Origin of the sequence: Haloferax chudinovii, from assembly GCF_042663345.1 — an archaeon.
In the GTDB taxonomy this organism is placed as follows: domain Archaea; phylum Halobacteriota; class Halobacteria; order Halobacteriales; family Haloferacaceae; genus Haloferax; species Haloferax chudinovii.
This window is the reverse complement of record NZ_JBHTAB010000007.1, coordinates 25,012-43,290: the sequence shown is the minus strand read 5'-3', so window position 1 is coordinate 43,290 and position 18,279 is coordinate 25,012. Positions and strand designations below refer to the sequence as shown.

At 68.5% G+C, this 18,279-nt stretch carries 21 protein-coding genes; 7 read left to right on the top strand and 14 right to left on the bottom strand.

The features are described 5' to 3' along the window. Position 1: 1 nt before the first annotated feature. A complete protein-coding gene (hemC, locus tag ACFQI8_RS13025; protein ID WP_390245716.1) occupies positions 2-1,075 on the bottom strand; it encodes a hydroxymethylbilane synthase in 1,074 nt (357 codons plus the stop codon). A gap of 124 nt (positions 1,076-1,199) precedes the next feature. Between hemC and ACFQI8_RS13020 the strand changes: the two genes are divergently transcribed. Continuing rightward, on the top strand, positions 1,200-1,589 hold the full coding sequence (locus tag ACFQI8_RS13020; RefSeq protein WP_390245424.1) for a hypothetical protein: 390 nt from the start codon (positions 1,200-1,202) through the stop codon (positions 1,587-1,589). A 146-nt stretch (positions 1,590-1,735) separates the two neighbouring features. Then, positions 1,736-1,921 carry a hypothetical protein gene (locus ACFQI8_RS13015; protein WP_390245422.1) on the top strand — a complete coding sequence of 62 codons (186 nt, stop codon included), beginning with the start codon at positions 1,736-1,738 and terminating at the stop codon, positions 1,919-1,921. Between the two features lie 41 nt (positions 1,922-1,962). On the opposite strand, the gene hemL is transcribed toward ACFQI8_RS13015, so the two are convergent. The 7 genes from hemL to hemB all read right to left on the bottom strand — a co-directional run bounded on the left by hemL (position 1,963) and on the right by hemB (position 9,480). Further along, positions 1,963-3,300, bottom strand: a complete 1,338-nt coding sequence (gene hemL / locus ACFQI8_RS13010; protein WP_390245420.1) for a glutamate-1-semialdehyde 2,1-aminomutase — start codon at positions 3,298-3,300, stop codon at positions 1,963-1,965. A gap of 91 nt (positions 3,301-3,391) precedes the next feature. After that, positions 3,392-4,099, bottom strand: a complete 708-nt coding sequence (locus tag ACFQI8_RS13005; RefSeq protein WP_390245418.1) for a CPBP family glutamic-type intramembrane protease — start codon at positions 4,097-4,099, stop codon at positions 3,392-3,394. A gap of 117 nt (positions 4,100-4,216) precedes the next feature. Then, the gene (locus ACFQI8_RS13000) at positions 4,217-4,588 is read right to left on the bottom strand and encodes a P-II family nitrogen regulator (protein WP_390245416.1); all 372 of its coding nucleotides are present in this window, start codon (positions 4,586-4,588) and stop codon (positions 4,217-4,219) included. A gap of 3 nt (positions 4,589-4,591) precedes the next feature. Further along, positions 4,592-5,962 (bottom strand): ammonium transporter, encoded by a 1,371-nt coding sequence (locus ACFQI8_RS12995; RefSeq protein WP_390245414.1) that lies wholly within the window; start codon positions 5,960-5,962, stop codon positions 4,592-4,594. A gap of 388 nt (positions 5,963-6,350) precedes the next feature. Beyond that, positions 6,351-6,716 (bottom strand): P-II family nitrogen regulator, encoded by a 366-nt coding sequence (locus tag ACFQI8_RS12990; protein ID WP_390245412.1) that lies wholly within the window; start codon positions 6,714-6,716, stop codon positions 6,351-6,353. After that, entirely contained in the window at positions 6,713-8,131 is a 1,419-nt protein-coding gene (locus ACFQI8_RS12985) for an ammonium transporter (protein ID WP_390245410.1), read from the bottom strand. Before ACFQI8_RS12985 ends, ACFQI8_RS12990 begins: the two co-directional genes overlap by 4 nt. A gap of 365 nt (positions 8,132-8,496) precedes the next feature. Then, complete coding sequence (gene hemB, locus ACFQI8_RS12980; RefSeq protein ID WP_390245408.1) at positions 8,497-9,480, bottom strand: porphobilinogen synthase; 984 nt, start codon at positions 9,478-9,480, stop codon at positions 8,497-8,499. Positions 9,481-9,584: 104 nt separating this feature from the next. Here hemB and ACFQI8_RS12975 point away from each other — a divergent pair, with 104 nt between their 5' ends. Further along, positions 9,585-10,097, top strand: coding sequence for a DedA family protein (locus tag ACFQI8_RS12975; RefSeq protein WP_390245406.1), 513 nt, complete (start codon positions 9,585-9,587; stop codon positions 10,095-10,097). 80 nt (positions 10,098-10,177) lie between these two features. On the opposite strand, the gene ACFQI8_RS12970 is transcribed toward ACFQI8_RS12975, so the two are convergent. Further along, the gene (locus tag ACFQI8_RS12970; protein WP_004045157.1) at positions 10,178-10,342 is read right to left on the bottom strand and encodes a DUF6757 family protein; all 165 of its coding nucleotides are present in this window, start codon (positions 10,340-10,342) and stop codon (positions 10,178-10,180) included. A 75-nt stretch (positions 10,343-10,417) separates the two neighbouring features. Next, positions 10,418-11,212 carry a PHP domain-containing protein gene (locus ACFQI8_RS12965; RefSeq protein ID WP_390245404.1) on the bottom strand — a complete coding sequence of 265 codons (795 nt, stop codon included), beginning with the start codon at positions 11,210-11,212 and terminating at the stop codon, positions 10,418-10,420. A 132-nt stretch (positions 11,213-11,344) separates the two neighbouring features. Between ACFQI8_RS12965 and ACFQI8_RS12960 the strand changes: the two genes are divergently transcribed. Further along, positions 11,345-11,629, top strand: a complete 285-nt coding sequence (locus ACFQI8_RS12960; protein WP_390245402.1) for a DUF5789 family protein — start codon at positions 11,345-11,347, stop codon at positions 11,627-11,629. Between the two features lie 126 nt (positions 11,630-11,755). On the opposite strand, the gene ACFQI8_RS12955 is transcribed toward ACFQI8_RS12960, so the two are convergent. Further along, complete coding sequence (locus ACFQI8_RS12955) at positions 11,756-12,763, bottom strand: DUF5784 family protein (RefSeq protein WP_390245400.1); 1,008 nt, start codon at positions 12,761-12,763, stop codon at positions 11,756-11,758. A gap of 167 nt (positions 12,764-12,930) precedes the next feature. Between ACFQI8_RS12955 and ACFQI8_RS12950 the strand changes: the two genes are divergently transcribed. Then, entirely contained in the window at positions 12,931-13,107 is a 177-nt protein-coding gene (locus ACFQI8_RS12950; protein WP_390245398.1) for a DUF5786 family protein, read from the top strand. Between the two features lie 72 nt (positions 13,108-13,179). On the opposite strand, the gene ACFQI8_RS12945 is transcribed toward ACFQI8_RS12950, so the two are convergent. The 3 genes from ACFQI8_RS12945 to ACFQI8_RS12935 form a co-directional block, all read right to left on the bottom strand. After that, positions 13,180-13,875, bottom strand: coding sequence for a DUF7530 family protein (locus ACFQI8_RS12945; protein WP_390245396.1), 696 nt, complete (start codon positions 13,873-13,875; stop codon positions 13,180-13,182). 76 nt (positions 13,876-13,951) lie between these two features. Then, entirely contained in the window at positions 13,952-14,884 is a 933-nt protein-coding gene (locus tag ACFQI8_RS12940) for an NAD(P)H-binding protein (protein ID WP_390245394.1), read from the bottom strand. A gap of 107 nt (positions 14,885-14,991) precedes the next feature. Next, complete coding sequence (locus ACFQI8_RS12935) at positions 14,992-15,876, bottom strand: YkgJ family cysteine cluster protein (RefSeq protein WP_390245392.1); 885 nt, start codon at positions 15,874-15,876, stop codon at positions 14,992-14,994. A gap of 116 nt (positions 15,877-15,992) precedes the next feature. Here ACFQI8_RS12935 and ACFQI8_RS12930 point away from each other — a divergent pair, with 116 nt between their 5' ends. Both ACFQI8_RS12930 and ACFQI8_RS12925 read left to right on the top strand, forming a co-directional pair. Beyond that, positions 15,993-16,196, top strand: a complete 204-nt coding sequence (locus ACFQI8_RS12930; RefSeq protein WP_004045177.1) for a DUF7561 family protein — start codon at positions 15,993-15,995, stop codon at positions 16,194-16,196. Between the two features lie 90 nt (positions 16,197-16,286). Further along, positions 16,287-18,206 carry a helicase C-terminal domain-containing protein gene (locus tag ACFQI8_RS12925; protein ID WP_390245390.1) on the top strand — a complete coding sequence of 640 codons (1,920 nt, stop codon included), beginning with the start codon at positions 16,287-16,289 and terminating at the stop codon, positions 18,204-18,206. Positions 18,207-18,279: the final 73 nt, after the last annotated feature.

The following is an 18,279-nucleotide window of genomic DNA, read 5'->3' as shown; positions in this document are numbered from 1 at the left end:
CTCACTCCTCGGCCTCCTCGCGGGCGGCGTCGACTAACTCCCCGGCACCGCGGTCGCGCAGGGCCGCCGCGAACTCGCGAGCGGCGTTGGCGTGGTTGCCGACGGGGAGGTCCCGCGAGGTCTTGATGGACTCCGAGCCGTCGGTCGCGAGCACCTGCACGTCGACGTGGACGTGTTCGCCCTGCAGGAGGGCGTGGACGCCGACCGGGGCGATACAGCCGCCGCCGAGTTCGGCGAGGATGGTCCGCTCGACGGTCGTCTCGACGCGGGTCCGCGGATGGTCGAGTTTGTCGCGCAGGAGGTCGATGACCTCCGAGTCCGCGGCGGTTACGGCGATGGCTCCCTGTCCGGGCGCGGGGACGAACGTCGTCCGCGGCAGGCGCTCGTAGTTCACCTTCTCGGTGAGCCCGCTTCGCTTGAGCCCCGCCTCGGCGAGGACGATGGCGTCGTACTCGGTTTCGACCTTCCGGGCGAGCGCCTGTCGTTCGAGTTCGGTGAGTCCCTCGAACCACTCGTCTGCGGTCTCGTCGAACGCCTCGTCGTGGTCGGTCCTGCCCTTCTTTTCTTGCCGCTCTTTGTCGTTTTCGACGCGGGCCTCGTGTTCGCGCTGGAGGTGCGTCGCCAGCAGTTTCTCGATGCGGGTGTCGACGTTGCCGCGGAGCGGTTCGACGTCGAGGTCGTCGCGGTAGTTCAGCAGTTGGGCCTGCCGGCGGAGCGACGACGTGCCGACGACGGCTCCCTCCGGGAGGTCGTCGATGTCGTGGCCCTCGGCCGTCACGAGCACGTCGCCGGCCGGCGCGCGCTCGGGCACGCCGGCGACGACGAGGTCGGCGGGCTTCTCGGTCGGCATGTCCTTCATCGAGTGGACCGCGGCGTCGACCTCGCCGTCGAGGACGCGCTCGTCGAGCGCGCGGACGAACGCGCCGGTCTTGCCCAGTCGGTGGATGAGTTCGTCCTGAATCCGGTCGCCCGTGGTCTCGACTTCGACGAGTTCGACGTCGAGTCGGCGGCCCGCGAGCGCCCCCTGCACGCTCGCGGCCTGCGCGCGAGCGAGCGCCGACCCTCGCGTCGCCAAGCGAAGTGTTGTACTCATACGCGTCAGTCCGGCCCCCGCGTTGAAAAGCCCACCAGTTCGCTCCCGCACGCCGGTCCGACCCCGAACGGAAGACCGATACAGTCCCCGCGCGACGACCCGGACGATGCCCGCCCTCGATTCGGCCGTCCGGCAGGTCGGCGACCTCGTCGTCGTCGCGCTCCTCCTGTTCGGCCTGACCTCGGTCGTCGCGCCCCTCGACGTGTTTCTCTCCTCGGTCGGCGTCGAAGCCCCGTGGTTCGCCGGCCTCGTCGCGGCCGCGCTCGTCGCGCTCGCGCTCCTCCTCGCGCGCCCCCTCCGCCTCCGCCTCGTCGCCCGCGTCTGGGGCACCGGCCTCGTCGTGACCGCCCTCTGGATTCCGCTGTTGGTCCTCCTCGAACTCCACGGGAACCCGGCCGGCATCCTCGTCTCGTGGGCGGTCTGTCTCGGCGTCGGCGTCGCCCTGACCTACCCGCCGCTGTGGCGGGCGGCCGAGGCGCGACTGCGGACCGAGTGAGCCGGGTTCGCCTCGGGGTCGCGTCGGACTCGCGTCGGGTTCGCGTCGGGCTTGCATTTACGCGGGCGAACGCCGCTCGCGTCGACCGGCTCGCGCCCGTCTCGCCGTGCCGAACAGTTATCGGCCGCCGCGGCGACGACTCCGACGTGCACAGGTCCGCTCGTCTCGCCCTCGTCTTCGGCGTCGCGTTCGTCGTCGCCCTCCCGCTCGGCTTCATCTTCGCGCCGGACCCGACCGGCGTCGTCCCGTTTTTCCTCACCGCCGGACTGGCCGCCGTCATCGGGCTCCCGGCGTACCTCGGGTTCGCTCGGGCGACCGGGTCGGAGTCGTGAAACGAAAGCGCGCGGCCGTCCGGTGAATCGTCAATTCGGGTCTACAGCGCCGCTTTGTACGCTTCCAGCGTCTCCTCGATGTCCTCGTCGGTGTGGGCGTAGGAGACGAACTGCGACTCGAACTGATTCGCCGTGAGGAAGACGCCCCGGTCTTTCATCTCCTGCCAGAAGACGCGCTCCCAGCGGTCGGTCTCCGCCTTCGACACGTCCGCGCCGGTCTTCGGACAGGCGTCGTAGTTGGGACACGACTCGACCTGCGAACAGCCGTCGGCGCAGGCGTCGGCCCGTTCGGCAACCCCGTGGCGCGTGAACACCGTCTTGAACATCGAGTCCGTGCCGACGACGGTGTACTCGGGGGCCTGTTCTTCGAGGATGTCGGTGATGCCCGCTCGAAGCTTCTCGCCGAGGCGGTCGACGTGTTCGTACACGTCGTTTTCGGCGGCGTACTTCAGGTACTCGTGGCCCGCGGCCATCGTGACCGGGTGGCCCGAGAAGGTGCCCGACTGGAACACGTCGCCGGCGGGGGTGAACTGTTCGACGAGTTCGGCCTTGCCGCCGACCGCGCCGACGGGGAAGCCGCCGCCGATAATCTTCCCGAACGTCGTGAGGTCGGGCGTGACGCCGAACTTGCCCTGCGCGCACTGGAGGCCGCCGACGCGGAAGCCGGTGATGACCTCGTCGAAGATGAGGAGCGCGCCGTGTGCCTCGGTCACGTCGCGGAGGGCTTCGAGGTAGCCGTCGACCGGCTGGACGATGCCCGTGTTCGCCAGAATCGGCTCGGTCAGCACCGCCGCGATGTCCTCGCCGTGTTCCTCGAACACCTCGCGGACGGTCTCCTCGTCGTTGAACGGGACGGGGATGGTGTGGTCGGCGAACGACGAGGGGATGCCGGGCGTCGAGGGTTTCGCGCCGCCCGGGCCGCCCTCGACGAGCGTGGACTCCTGTGCGCCGTGGTAGCCGCCCTGCATGACGACGATTTTGTCGCGGTCGGTGACGCCGCGGGCGAGGCGGACCGCCGAGACGGTCGCCTCAGTGCCGGAGTTGACGAACCGAAGCATCTCGACGGAGGGGACGTGCCGCGCGACGAACTCGGCGTGCTCGACCTCGATTTCGGTCGGCGCGCCGTACATCGGCCCGGCGGCGGCGTGCTTCTGGACCGCCGACTGGACGGGGTCGGGCGCGTCGTGGCCGTAGAGGAGCGGCCCGTAGCCCATCACGTAGTCGATGTAGCGGTTCCCGTCGGCGTCGATGACGTGCGCGCCGTCGCCGCGCTCGACGAAAAACGGGTACGGTTGCGTCGCCCGGACCGAGGAGTTCACGCCGCCCGCGAGCACGGACAGCGCGCGGTCGTACAGCGACCGTGACTCGTCGTGGTTCATGCGCGGCGGTTCGGCCGCTCGCGGGAAAGACCTTACTGGGTCGGCCGCACCTGCCACCGGTGAACTACCGTCGCGCCGAGTTCGCGGCGACCTACCGGGCTGTCCCGTCGGCGGCGGTGTCAGGGCCGTCGGCGTCGCCGGCGTTCTCGACCGACCCGACCAACAGCAGTCCGACCGCGTCGTTGAGCGCGTGGATGCAGACGAGCGCGACCACGTCGCGCACGAGGAGGTACATAACCGTCGTCAGGAGCGCGGGGACGGCGATTCTGGCGACCGCGCCGCGCTCCCAGCCGACGGCGTGGCTCGCGGTGAACGCGGCGAACGAGACGCCGCCCGCGAGGAGCGGACTGCCGGTGAGTTCGAGGAGCCGCTCGATAGCGTAGCCGTGAAACAGCACTTCCTCCGTAATCCCGGCGGTTCCGGCCACGAAGAGCCGGTGTCTGACCGACAGCGAGCCCAGTCCCGCCAGCCCCTCGTCGAGGCCGCCCACGCCGAGTCGGTCGAAGACGGGCGTCGTCACCGCGTTCGCGGCGAAGAGGACGAAGACGCCGCCGCCGACCACCGCGACGAACGCGAGGGGGTCGAGCGCGCGGCCGCTCATCGACGACAGCGGCCGCCCCTCGACGACGAGGACGTAGCCGCACAGGAGGGCGAAGACGGCCCACTTGTTCGCGTCGCTGACGAGGAGGTCGGCGCGGAGGTCGGCGGGTTCGGCGAGATACCGGTCGGCGAGCAGGCCGACGGCGGCCAGTCCGCACAGCGCGACGGCGAGCCCGCCGAGGACCGCGACAGTCACCACGTGGAGCCACCGCTCATCGTCACGACGCTCGGTGCGGAGCGGAAAAACGGTTTCGCGTGGGGTCGGCGCTCGGCCCGTGAGGGGCCGTGAGCGACGACGAGAGAACGGCCGCGGGGTTCAGACCGCGTCGCGTCCGGTCTTGCCGGTGCGGACTTGGACCGCGCTCTCGACGGGGAAGGTGAACACCTTCCCGTCGCCTTTCTCGCCCGTGTGGGCGGCGTCGGCGATGGCGTCGACCACGTCGCCGGCCGGGATATCGGCGACGACGCACTCGACTTTGACCTTCTGGTGGAGGTCGACGGTGTACTCCTCGCCGCGCCACTGGCTCTTTTTTGCGGGCTGAGAGCCGCGACCGGAGACGTTGGTGACGGTGAGCGACGGCGCGCCGATTTCGGCGAGTGCGGTCTTCACGTCCGAGAGCTTGTCGGGGCGGATGACCGCCATGACGAGTTTGATGTCGCCGTCGTTCGGAACGTCTGAATCACTCATGGGTTAGTCCTCCCGGCCCGTCGTCATGAATCCATCCCCGCTCGGGACGCCGGAGCCGTCGGTGCGGATGCCGGTGTCGGCGTCGGGCGAGCCGAACTCGGGGTAGGTATCGACGCCGTGCTCGGCGGTGTCGAGGCCCTCGCGTTCGTGGGCCGAGGAGACGCGGACCTGTCCGACGGCGCGGAAGCCGCCGAAGACGACCGCGGTCGCGACGAACGTCCAGATGGCGATGACGCCGACGCCGATGACCTGCGGGACGGCGAGCGAGACGAACGACGCGCCGTCGTGCCACAGCGGGACGGCGAACACCGGGTAGAGGAGCGTCCCGAGGACGCCCGCGGAGCCGTGGACGGGGAAAACCGCACACACGTCGTCGATTTGGAGGCGCTTTTCCACGAACTCGAAGACGACCGGGAGCTGTGCGCCGGCGAGGAGGCCGACGACCAGCGCGCCCGGCCAGACGATGTCGTTGGCGATGGCGGTGACGCCGACGAGGCCGGCGAGGACGCCGTTAGCGACGTAGAGCGTGTCGACCTTGCCGGTCTTGTACATGGCGACGCCGCCCGCGCCGATTGCGCCGGCGGCCATGCCGAGGGTCGTCACGAGGGCGACGCGGCCGACGTAGGCGAACGAGCCGAGCGTGACCGCGCCGTCGGCGTACGCCAGCGGCGCGGCGGCGGTGCCGACGTTGAAGCCGTACCAGCCGAACGCGAGGATGAGCGTGCCGAGGACGGCGAACGTGATGGAGTGGCCGGGGATGACGTTCGCGGTGCCGTCGGGCTTGAAGCGGTCCATCCGGGGGCCGATAATCCACGCCGCGGTGAGGCCGGCGATGCCGCCCATGCCGTGGACGATCATGCCGCCGGCGAAGTCGTGGAAGCCGAGGGCGGAGAGGAAGCCGCCGCCCCACGTGAAGCCGACTACGACGGGGTAGATGACGCCCGCGATGAGGATGGTGTACGTGAGGTACGCGCGGAGCCGGGCGCGCCCCGCCACGGCACCGGAGACGATGGTGGCGGCGGTCATGGCGAAGACAGCGCCGAACAGCCAGTCGACCCACGCCGTCGTCGCCGAGGCGGCGGGCGCGTAGAGGCTCATGAACGCCCCGGAAATCGTCGTCGCGGGGCCGCCGGTGAGGGCGGCGACGATGGACGACACGGCCGCGCCGAGCAGGAAGAACACGATGACGCCGATGCTCCACGTCAGCAGGTTCTTGGTCAGTTGGTTGGCGACGTTCTTCGCGCGGACCTGCCCGGCTTCGAGCATGGCGAAGCCGGCGTGCATGAAGAAGATGAGGAACGTGACGGTGAGGACCCACACGAGGTTCACGCCCTCGACGACCGAGGCGAGGTCGGTCTGCAAGGGTGTCAACATACGATGCCTCCGGCGAACGGTTCGAGCTGGGAAGTTGGACAGTCGTTCATATTGGTGCTCGATTCGCGACCGAATGTCTCGCGAACCATGAGAGATGCTATCTACAGACGCTCATATAACGGTTCGCGTTGACAAACGTCTACAAAATGGCGTTCTGAGAGACGTATGTCCGATATAGGATGAGATATGTCTTGTATAAGGACGTAAGGTCGGCACTCTGTGGACAAATGTTGCCACGCAATCCTACGAACGTAGTGTCGGAAAAGTAATCAGAACGACGCGGGGTGTTGGTCGAACCTCGGTCGGGTGCGCACTCACGCGAACCGCGGCGGGAGCGGCGAACGGAGAGTTCGGAGGTTTCGAGTCGGTTTCGGCCGTAGGTGCGCGCTCAGACCGCCGGCTCGCCCTCCTTGCCGGTGCGGACTTGGACCGCGCTCTCGACGGGGAGGACGAATATCTTCCCGTCGCCTTTCTCGCCCGTGTGGGCGGCGTCGGCGATGGCATCGACCACGTCGCCGGCCGGGATGTCGGCGACGACGCACTCGACTTTGACCTTCTGGTGGAGGTCGACGGTGTACTCCTCGCCGCGCCACTGGCCCTTCTTGGCGGGCTGGGAGCCGCGACCGGAGACGTTGGTGACGGTGAGCGACGGCGCGCCCGCCTCGGCGAGCGCGGTCTTCACGTCCGAGAGCTTGTCGGGGCGGATGACGGCCATCACGAGCTTGATGCCCTGTTCGTCGGCCTCGTCGCTCATTGGCTGTCACCTCCGTTGGCTTCGACGGTCTCGTCTTCCACGACGCCACCGTCGGTGCGCACGTCGCTCCCGCCGTCGGTCGCCGTGGGCGAGCCGAGCGCGCCGTCGGGACCGGCGTCGCCGACGAATTCGGGGTAGACCGAGACGCCGTGCTCGCCGGCGTCGAGGCCCTCTTCTTCCTCTTCTTCCGAGACGCGGAGGCCGAAGACGGCGTCCGTGATGGCGAAGACGATACCCGAGGCGATGATGGTCCACGCGGCGATGACGACCACGCCGATGACCTGCATCACGAGCTGGGTGCCGGAGAAGCCGCCGACCGCGAAGACGGGGATGAGCGCCGTGCCGACCGCGCCCGCGACGCCGTGGACGGCGAAGACGCCACACACGTCGTCGATTTTGAGCGAGTCGACGGTCCAGCGGTACGCCGGCAGGACGATTGCGCCGCCGATCGCGCCGAGGATGAGGCCGCCCCACCACGTGACGTGGGGGACCGCGCCGGTGACTGCGACGAGACCGGCGAGCAGGCCGTTCGCCATCCAGAGGGGGTCGGGCTTGCCCTGGTAGCTCGTCGAGACGATCATCGCGGCGACCGCGCCAGCGCCCATGCCGAGGGTCGTCACGAGGGCGACGCGACCGAGCGCGGCACCCATGAACTCCAGACCGCCGCTTTCGGTGGTCGCGAGCACCGTCGCCTGCGTGCCGACGTTGAAGCCGTACCAGCCGAACGCGAGGATGAGCGTGCCGAGGACGGCGAGCAACATCGAGTGACCCGGGATGGGCTGGCTGTCGCCGTTCGAATCGAAGCGGCCCTTACGCGGGCCGACCATCTTCGCGCCGACGAGGCCGGCGACGCCGCCGCACATGTGAACGACGGTCGCACCGGCGAAGTCGAGGTAGCCGACACCGAGCGCGGCACCGATGTAGCCGCCGCCCGAGAGGAGACCGCCGGACCACGTCAGACCCTGCACGACGGGGTAGATGAACCCCGTGATGGTCGCCGCGAAGACGATGTACGCGCGGAAGTCCATGCGTTCTGCGACCGCGCCGGAGACGATGGTGGCGGCGGTCATGGCGAAGACGGCCCCGAAGAGCCAGTCAATCCACGCGCCGGAGTCGCCGATGTACGAGAACGCGGCGGCGACGTCGACGCCGCCGGACGACGTGAGGCCGCCGACGATTGTCGCGACCCCCGCGCCGACGACGAAGTAGACGAGCACGCCGAGCGCCCAGTCGGTCATGTTCTTCATCAGCACGTTGCCCACGTTCTTCGCGCGTACCTGCCCTGCCTCTAAGAGCGCGAACCCCGGCTGCATGAAGAAGATGAGGAACGAGACGACGAGAACCCAGACGTAGTTGACTCCCTGGGCGATAACGCTCGGGTCGACCTGGAGCGGTATCACGACTGCCCACCCCATTCGGCTTCCGGTGACCGTTCAGTTACTTTTGGTCCGTATCCGTGTGGATTCTGGTGCTTCATCACGGTTCGGCTTCATGGTGAGGCAGTATATAAAGTGTGGGGTTGGTTTTGTCAAATTTAGTGGGGCGTAATACCACAACTGCACAAAATGTGATAGAATATTACGCATATAAGGTTGTATATCGTCCAAGGATTTTGAGATTGTTCGCACTTCTGTGGACGAACGTTCAGGAAAATGTTGCCTGACAAGTGTGTTTTGGCCGTGCGCGCCCCGGTATCGTGTCCCGTGGTTCGCCCTTCGAACCGCGCCGTTCCACGGGTCTCGCGGCCGTCCGGTAGTCGGCCGGCTCACCCGCCCGCGCCTCAGTCGAGTTGCCGCGCGACGTGCTCTGCGAAGTAGGTGATGATGAGGTCCGCACCCGCCCGCTTCATCGACAACAGCGACTCGCGGGCGACCTCGTCGAGGTCTAACCACCCTTTCTCGGCGGCGGCGTGGAGCATCGCGTACTCGCCGGAGACGTTGTAGGCGGCGACCGGGTGGTCGTACCCCTCGCGGATGGCGCGGACGATGTCGAGATACGGCAGGCCCGGCTTGACCATCAGCACGTCCGCGCCCTGTTCGACGTCGAGGGCGACCTCGCGCAGTGCCTCGCGGGCGTTCGCCGGGTCCATCTGGTAGTGCCGTCGGTCGCCGAACGCCGGCGCGCCGTCGGCCGCGTCGCGGAAGGGACCGTAGAAGGCGCTCTCGTACTTCGCGGCGTAGGACATGATTGGTATCTCGTCGTGGCCGGCGTCGTCGAGCGCGGTGCGAATCGCGCCGACCATCCCGTCCATCGAGGCCGAGGGGGCGACCATGTCCGCGCCCGCCTCGGCGTGAGAGACGGCGGTCTCCGCGAGCAGGTCGAGAGTCGGCCCGTTTTCGACCGTCAGCGTCGGGTCGTCCTCGGCGTGGTCCTCCAGCACGCCGCAGTGGCCGTGGTCGGTGTACTCGCAGAGACAGACGTCCGTGATGACGTAGGCGTCCGTCTCGGCGGTGATGGCTCGGACGGCCTCCTGTACGACCCCGTTTCGCGCGTACGCGCGAGACCCTTCGGGGTCTTTCGACTCGGGGATGCCGAAGACGATGACGGCCTCGACGCCGGCCTCGCGCACCTCGGCGACGCGGTCGGCCGCCTCGGCGACGGGCACGCGCTCGTGGCCCGGCATGGACTCGATGGGGACGCGCTCGTCGGTCGTCGCGTCGACGAAGACGGGCGCGACGAGGTCGGTCGCGTCGAGCGTCGTCTCCGAGACGAGCGGGCGAATCCCGTCGGTTCGAAGCCTGCGGGGGCGGTCGGTGAACTCCATAGGCGGGGTTCGGTCGGCGGCGGCAAAATGCCGTCGCTCCCGTCGGTTCGCGCCGCGTTATCCAAACCATAATGAACATATTTCCGCTCGAACCACGCGTAGCTATGAGCGCGTTCACCTCGCAACTCCCCGACGTTCTTCGGTCCCTCCTCGCGTCGGACCTCGCCCTCGTCGCCCTCTTTTTCGTGTTCGTACTGGAGGGCGCGATGCTCCTCTACGTCGCGCCGAGCGAACTCCTCGTGCCGGGGGCGCTGGTGTTGGTCGGCGAACGACTGATGCTTCCGATTCTCGCCGTCGCCGTGCTCGGCGCGACCGTCGGTCAGGTCGGGCTGTTCCTCGTCGCCAAGCGGGGCGGCCGCGAGTACCTCCTGTCGCGGCCGTGGTTCCGCGTGAGCGAAGACTCTCTCGACCGGTTCGACGGCTGGTTCGACCGCTGGGGTCCCGTCGTCGTTCCGCTGAGCAACGCGATGCTGTTCACGCGCGGGATGCTCACCGTCCCGGCCGGACTGTCCGGGATGTCGCCGAAGCGGTTCGTCGCGCTCTCGGCGCTCGGGACCGTCGTGTTCGAGAGCGCGCTCGCGGCGCTGTACGTGTTCGGTGGTCAGGTGCTCGCGTGAGCGGACGCGGGGCCGCGCGAGGCGACCCGGCGCGGCGACGGTAGGGAGGCGCTAGTGGAGGGACTGCTGTGGGGCGGCCGTCACTTTGTTCGGTTAATATCGAGCTTTTCCTTCAGGGCGGCGAGTTCCTCGGATTCGGCGAGTTCCTCGACCCGCTTGCGGAAGTGTCGCTCGCAGAGGCCGACCTTAATGTGGTCTTTCTCGGCGGCGTATGCGGCCTCACGGTCGCAGTAGTGACACTGCATACCGCCCCTTCAGTTCCGATAGGATTTAACTCTACGCCCCACGGCACGTTCCGGGTTATTCACGGACTAACACGGTTAGAGACCGTCTATCGCCGCGGCGAACCGGGCGAAGTCGGTCTCCGGCGGTCCGGCGCGGCCGAGGGTCTCGTCGTGGGCGTCGCTCCCGCCCGTGGCGAGCAGGCCGTAGCGCTCGATGGCCTCGTCCACGAGGTCCGTCTCGACTTCGAACCCGTAGGGGTAGTAGCGTTCGACGGCGTCGAGGTCGGCACAGAGGGCGAGCGCGCCGGCGGGGTCGCGGTAGCGAAACGGATGTGCGAGGCCGACCACGTCGCAGGCGTCTCGCAGGGCGGCCACGCCGTCGTCGAACGTCGGGAGTTCGCGTGGGACGTAGCAGGGCCCGTCCGAGCCGATGAGTTCGTCGAACGCGCCTTGGTAGTCGTAGGGTGCCTCGCTGGCGTCGACGGCGCGGGCGACGTGCGGCCGGCCGACGCCGTCGTGGATGTCGATGTCGAGGTCCGCCCCGGTTTCCGCTTCGACCGCCGCGACGATTTCCCGCGCCCGCTCGATGCGGTTGCGCTGGAGTCGGTCGACCACCTCGACGAGGGCGGGCCGCTCCCTGAGGCCGTAGCCGAGGAGGTCGACCCGGCGGTCGCCGGCGTCGACGCGCAGTTCGATGCCGCGGACGACTGTCACGCCGTCGCGTTCGACCACTGGGGCGTCGAGGTCCGGATGGTAGCGGTCGTGGTCCGTCACGGCCACCACGTCTACCCCGCCAGCGCGGGCGGCGTCGGGGAGCGCGTCGATGGTGAGCCGGCCGTCCGAGGCGGTCGTGTGGAGGTGGAGGTCCGCGACCGGCGGGCTGTCGTCCATGCATCGTGGTCGGGGCGAGGGGGAGACAAACGTTGCGCCCGATATAGCATTAAGGACGATTAAGGACTCCAATGCCACTAATCAAATACATGGAAAATCATTAAGAATGTGGCCGGCACAGTCATGGCTGTAATGCGCCTGAACGGACTCGGCGACGCCATCGATTGCCACGAATACCCGATTAGCTCGACCGACTTCGCCCAACGCCACGGCGACGAAGTAATCGAGCTCCAGAACGGTCAGGAGACTGTCGCACAGATTCTGGCCCGTCTCGGCGACGAGACGTACACGTGCCCGCAGGACGTGCGGGACGCCCTCTTCACCGGCGTCGGCCACGAGGCGATCGGTCGTCGATACTACAGCGACCGCGACCCGTCCCCGCTCGGTGAGAACGGGCCCCAGATGGTCTCGTTCTGAGGCCGGTTCTCGCCCCGTCTCGATTCTTTTCTTTCTGACTGCGACCCGCGAGCCGTCGGCTCGGGGCTCGGCGACTTGGCCGCGCGCCTGCGTCGCGCTCGGTCCACACACTGGTCAGAACAAACGTCAGTCAGCGAGCCACGGCAGGTCCACCGGCACGGACCCCTTCGAGTAGCCTTCGACCTGCCCCGACGGGCGGAGGCGGAAGACGACGGCCGGCCGGTGCCGCACGTCGGGTTTCTCGCCCATGATGGCGGCCCAGTCGTCGTCGGGGAACGACGAGCAGTCGACGAACAGGGTCACGCCGCCACCGTGTTCGGCGAGTTGGCCCTCGCCGTTGGTCTTGGTCTGGGCCGTGTCGCGAATCGCGGCGATGGGGTTGCTCACGGAGCGTCGGTTCGGCGGGAGGGGGCGTGTCACCTCGATGAGCGCGCCGCCCGCGGGAGTGTTCTCGGCGCGGAAGTCGATGGAGTGGCCGGTCGTCACGGCGATTTCGGGCGTGATGTCGTAGCCCGCCTCGTCGAGGAGGTACGCCACGTCGAACTCGCCCATCGCCGCGGCCATCCGTATCGGGTCGAAGTACTCCGAGGTGCCGAGCTTTCCGGCCATGACCTCGCGGTACTCGTCGAGGACGCCCGTGGCGAAGAACGACTCGTAGAACGCAAGCGCCTCCTCGCGGGTCGCGTCGGGGAAGCCCGCGGCGTGGTCGTGGAAGAACTCGCGGGTCGTCTCGCGACCGTCCTTCGAGAGGAACACGGGGAGGAAAAACCACGAGAGGTGCGGGTAGGGCTTCAGCCACGGCGACTGGTCGAACAGCTCGGCGATGAGTTCGCGCTGGGCCCACCGGGAGACCTCGAAGGGAGCCTCGTCGAAGCCCTCCTTGTCGGTCCGCCACAGCGAACTCGGCGTCTCGGTGTTGCCTATCCAGTAGGCGTGGTCGTCGGTCCACGCGAACAGCGCGGTGTCGCCGTTGTCCATGTCGAACCGTCGGGCCTCGTAGCCGTCGGGCGGTGCGTACCACGGCGCACCCATCTCGGCACCGAGGTTGCCGTCGAGCGGCTGGAAGACGTCGCGGGTGATGCGCGACTCGTCCCAACGTCCGGGGGCGTAACGAAAGCGAAGCGGGCGTGCCACACACGGTGTAGTTCGGCGATTGGTTTTACCCTTTCCCGCCGCGGCTCCGGATTCCGGTTCCATCCACCCCGTGTCCGGGTTCAGGTCGCACGGACGGCCACGAATATCACGATTATGAATTACTCCGATAGTTATATGTGTCACAGTCACACATGGTAAGTCGAACCATGTCAATGGGGGCATACGACGAAGCCGAACACGAACGCCGCGAGCGGATGACGAGTCAGGTCGAACCCGGCACCGACGACGACCGGAAGACCTACCGCGGCAGTGTCGAGTACGACTCCGGCGACTCGACCGACGCGCTACTCGAACAGTTCAAGCGGATGCAGTCCGACGACTGACCCGTCCCTCACGTCCTCCTGCGTCCTGTTCCTGCGTTCCTCACGTCCTCCTGCGTCCTGTTCCTGCGTTCCTCACGTCCTCGTTAGCGCCGCCGCCGTCACCGAGACCACGGTCACGGCGACGACGTGGCCGCCGACCGCGAGCAAAAGCACCGGCTGGTCCGCGACGAACGGAAGCAACAGCACCTGCGCGACCGCGAAGCCGACGTTCAGGAGGTTCACTCGCCTGACCGTCCCGGCGGTCGGACCGTCGAACCGGTAGCGGACGGCCCCCCAGAGTCCGACGACGGCCGCCCACCACGACGTGCCGATTCGGTAACAGAGGTCCCAGAGGACGAGCAGTGTCAGGTAGACCACCACGACCGGCGGCTCGGGGCCGAACAGCGTCGTCATGAGCGGCGTTCCCGGTTGCTGGGGGTCGAAGACGAACAGGTGCGTCACGAGCGCGACGAACGCGAGCACGCCGAGTACGACTTCGATACTCGACCCGAAAAGCAGGCGGCGGTAGGGTGCGGGCACTCTCGCGGCGCGGGTCCACTCGCCCATGCGGAGCATCACGACGCTCCCCGCGGCCGCGACGACGATGGCCGCGGTGCCCGCGACCGCCGCGGTCCACAGGCCGTACACCCACGCGAACACGAGCACGGCGATTTCGAAGACGGCGATTTGAAGGGCGATAGCGCCCGCCTCGCCGATGTTCACGCCCGGGAGCGCGCCGACGATACTCTCGTACACCCACGTCTCGCCGTACTCCGGGGCGTCGTTCATATCCCGCCCCTACGGCCCCGCGGTATATCAATCGCCGCGGCGCTCGGGGCGCTCGGGCGGGCGGTTCGCGTCCCGCTCACGTCGGGGTCGTCGGCTCCGGTTCCACGTTTTTCTCCCGCGTTTCGCGCTCCTCGCGGAGCGCCCGCTCGACGGCGGCGTCGAACGGCGTCTCGTCCACCTCGACGATGTCGCGGATGCGGTCGTCGCCGACGACGACGGGGTTTTTCAGCCCCTCGATGAGCGGTCGGGCGACGCCCGTGTCCACGTTGGTCACGAGACCGATCCAGTACGATGAGAGCCGCGGCGTCAACACGGGCACGGCGATGATTCGGGGCGCGTGGCCCAACTGCGCGCCGACGCGCTGGAGCATCTCCCGGTAAGTGAGCACGTCCGGGCCGCCGATATCGTAGGTCTCGCCCGCCGTCTCGGGGTGGTCGAGGACGACCGCGAGGTAGGCGACCACGTCAGCGATGGCGATGGGTTGACACCGCGTTTCGACCCACTGCGGCGTCACCATGACCGGCAGGCGCGTGGCGAGTTGGCGGACCATCTCGAAGCTGGCGCTCCCCGCGCCGACGATGATAGCCGCCCGGAGCGTCGTGAGCTCGGGCGCGCCCGACGCGAGGATGTGTTCGACCTCGCGGCGCGACCGCAGATGTGCCGAGAGCCGGTCACGGTCCTCGCCGAGGCCGCCGAGGTAGACGACTCGCCCGACACCGGCGGACTCGGCGGCGTCGACGAAGTTGCGAGCGGCGAGTCGGTCGCGCTCCTCGAAGTCGCCGCCGGCGTGCATCGAGTGGATGAGGTAGTACGCCGCGTCGACGCCCGCCATCGCGGGGGCGAGCGTCGCCGGCTCGAAGATGTCGCCTTCGACCACCGCCACGTCCGTCGGACCGTCGTAACGCGCCGCGTCGCGGACGAACACGACCACGTCGTGGCCGGCGTCGAGGAGGAGGGGTACGAGGTGCCGGCCGACGAATCCGGTCGCCCCGGTCACGAGCACTTTCATGCTACACGGTAGCGCCGCTCGCGATGTTAACGTATCGCCCGTCAGACCAGCCGTCAACTGGCCGACCCCTGCCGGTCACCCGCCGCCCGTCGCTCGCCACCCGCGGGTCAGCCGTCGCCGCGAACCGCATCCCACCCCGGCGTTTCCGGCGCGCCGCGGGCGACTTCGACCTCGTCGGGGTCGGGTGCCTCGTCGGCCGCGCTCCCGAGACGACCGGCGACCGCGTCCCACGCGGCGACGGTCTCACCCGCCCACGACTCGCTTTCGAGCGTCTTCGAACGCGCCCGCGAGGCGCGTTCCTCGTCGACCTCGGTCGAACCCGGATGCGACCCGACCGCGACGCCGACGAACTCCGCGCGGTCCTCGGGCGTCAGTTCACGGGTTTTGAGATGCTCGATGGTCCCCGCCAACCGCTCGGGCTCGGGGTGGACGAACAGTTTCGCGCCGAGGGCGTGGGGGCCGAGAAGCAGGCCGTGAAAGTCGTCCGGGGCCGCGTCGTCGAGCAGGCGCTCGCCGCCGTGGTGTCGCTCGACGCGCTCGCACTCGGTCTCCTGTTCGAGGACGAGGTTGTGACCGGGGTACTCGCCGCACTCGTCGGGATAGAACTCGGTGTCGTGGATGCGGCACTGGAGGGTCTCGGGGTCGAGAAACGCGCAGGCGCGGAGCCACGTCCGCTCCAGGCCGAACGGCGCGACGGGTTTCGGCGGCTTCCGCATGCCGACGAAGAACGCGGGCTTCCCGCCGATGGCCGCGAGTTCGACGCCGTCGATTTCGACGCCCTCGCCCGGCGACGCCTCCCACAATCGCGGGGTGAGGGCGTCGCCGAGTCCCGCCGCCACGAAGTCACGAATCTCGTCGCGGGTCAGCGGGACGAGGTTGTAGGTGTCGTCGAGCGGCGCGCGCGGCCCGCGGCGCTCGTGGTCGAGCGCGACCGGCGCGACCGGCCGCCAGTCGATACAACAGCCCGCACAGCCTTCGCAGTCGACGCGCATGCCACGAAAGTTATACGCCAGCCGACAAGAGTCTCCCGGCGGTCGGCGAAGTCGGTCGATTACGGTCACGCCGATGCGGCGTGGCGCTTTTGCCGTCTCGAACCCTCGGTTCTCTCATGACCTCCGAACCGTGCGACGCTTGCGGGAAGGGCGTCCGCATCGCCGGCGGCATCGGCGACCTCTGGAACTTCCCCACGTCCTCGTCCGGCGGGATGACGCTGGAACTCGTCGACGGCTCCGAGCACTTCCTCTGTTTCGACTGCATGGAGCGTCTCCCGGGCGACCGCGAACCGACGGCCGAGGACGTGGCGGCGCTTTAGACTCGGTTTTCTCCGGCGTCTCGGGCTCGGCGATGCCGCGACCGCACCCCGGAGCGGTGGATTTAGGCCCGTCCGAGGAGTTCATCGACCGTGGACCCGTCGCGCATCATCGACTCGTTTCCGGCCCCCAGTTTCCGCGGCGCGCAGGAACGGGCCCTGCGCGACATCCGCGACGCCTTCGCCGACGGCAACGACGTGGTCTTGGTCCGCGCGCCGACCGGGAGCGGTAAGTCGCTTCTCGCCCGCGCCATCGCGGGGTCGGCGGCGACCGTCGACGAGACGTCGCCCGCGCAGGCGACCGACGCCTACTACACGACCCCGCAGGTGTCGCAACTGGACGACGTGGCCGAGGATGACCTGCTTTCGGACCTCAAGATAATCCGGGGCAAGTCGAACTACAACTGCATCATCCGGGGGGAGGAAGAGACGCCCGTCGACCGCGCCCCCTGCGCCCGCAAGCGCGGCTTCGACTGCTCGGTCCGGCACCGCTGTCCGTACTTCTCCGACCGCGCCATCGCGTCGAACCGCCAAATCGCGGCGATGACGCTCGCGTACTTCATGCAGACCGCCGGCTCCGACGTGTTCAGAAAGCGCGACGTGGTCGTCGTCGACGAGGCCCACGGGCTGGCCGAGTGGGCCGAGATGTACGCGACTATCGACCTGAAACCCCGGACCGTGCCGGTGTGGGACGACATCGGCGTCCCCGACGTGGCGGCCGCGGGCGACCCCGTCGAGCGCGCCTCGCGCTTCGCGGAGACGCTCGTCGGCGTCTGCAAGCGCGAGAAAGACGAGTTGCTGACGAAGTCCGAACTGACGCCCGAGGAGGCCGCCCGCCGCGACCGCCTGCAGGAACTCATCGGCGAGCTGAAATGGTTCGTCGAGGACTACCGCGACCCCCAGAGCCCGACGACGTGGGTCGTCGACCAGCACGACGGCGAGGGGTCGCCTATCGCCATCAAGCCGCTCGACCCCGCGAAGTACCTCCAGCACACCGTCTGGGAACGCGGGAATAAGTTCGCGCTCCTGTCGGCGACCATCCTCAACAAGGCGGCGTTCTGCCGCTCTGTCGGCCTCGACCCCTCGAAGGTCGCGCTCGTGGACGTCGAACACACCTTCCCGGTCGAGAACCGGCCGCTGTACGACGTGACGCAGGGGAAGATGACCTACGAGCACCGCGACGAGACGCTCCCGAAAATCGCCCGCCTCGTCGTTCGCCTGCTGGCGAAACACCCCGACGAGAAGGGGCTGATTCACTGCCACTCCTACGCGATTCAGGCTGAGCTTCGCCGCCGCCTCGCCGAGATGGGCCTCGGCAACCGCGTCCGCGGCCACGACCGCGACGACCGAAACGTGGAACTGGAGACGTGGAAGGCGACCGACCGCCCGGAGGTGTTCCTCTCCGTGAAGATGGAGGAGGCGCTGGACCTGAACGGCGACCTCTGTCGCTGGCAGGTGCTCTGCAAAGCGCCCTATCTCAACACGAACGACTCCAGAGTCGCTCGCCGCCTCGAAGACGGCCAGTGGGCGTGGTACCGCCGCGCCGCCCTCAGGACCGTGATTCAGGCCTGCGGTCGCGTCGTGCGCGCGCCCGACGATTACGGCGATACCTACGTCGCCGACAGCAGTCTGCTCCAACTGTTCGACAAGACGCGGACCGACATGCCCGACTGGTTCGCGGCGCAGGTCGACCGGATGACGAAACCCGACCTCCCCGAGTTCGACCCCGTCGCCGCGGGCGGCCGCGGGAGCAACGCGGGCGACGCGCCCGGCGGGACCGCGAATCTCGGCGGCCCGACGGGTCGGTCGTCCGGAGGGTCGGGTGCGGGTTCTGGCTCGCGGCGCGATTCGACTCGTGGTTCGGGTTCTTCGGGGAACCGCGCCGGTGGCTCTGGTGGCTCCGGTGGCACGTCGACCGGTGGTTCCGGCGGCCGTGGGAGCGGTAGCTCGGACGGTGGCTCGGACGGCGGCGGCCGGAGCAACCACCCGCTTTCCGACGTGTGGGGCGAGTGACTACAGAATGAAACTGGCCGCGGAGAACAGCGTCGACCCGACCATGAGCGCGACGAGCGTCAACGCGAGGAAC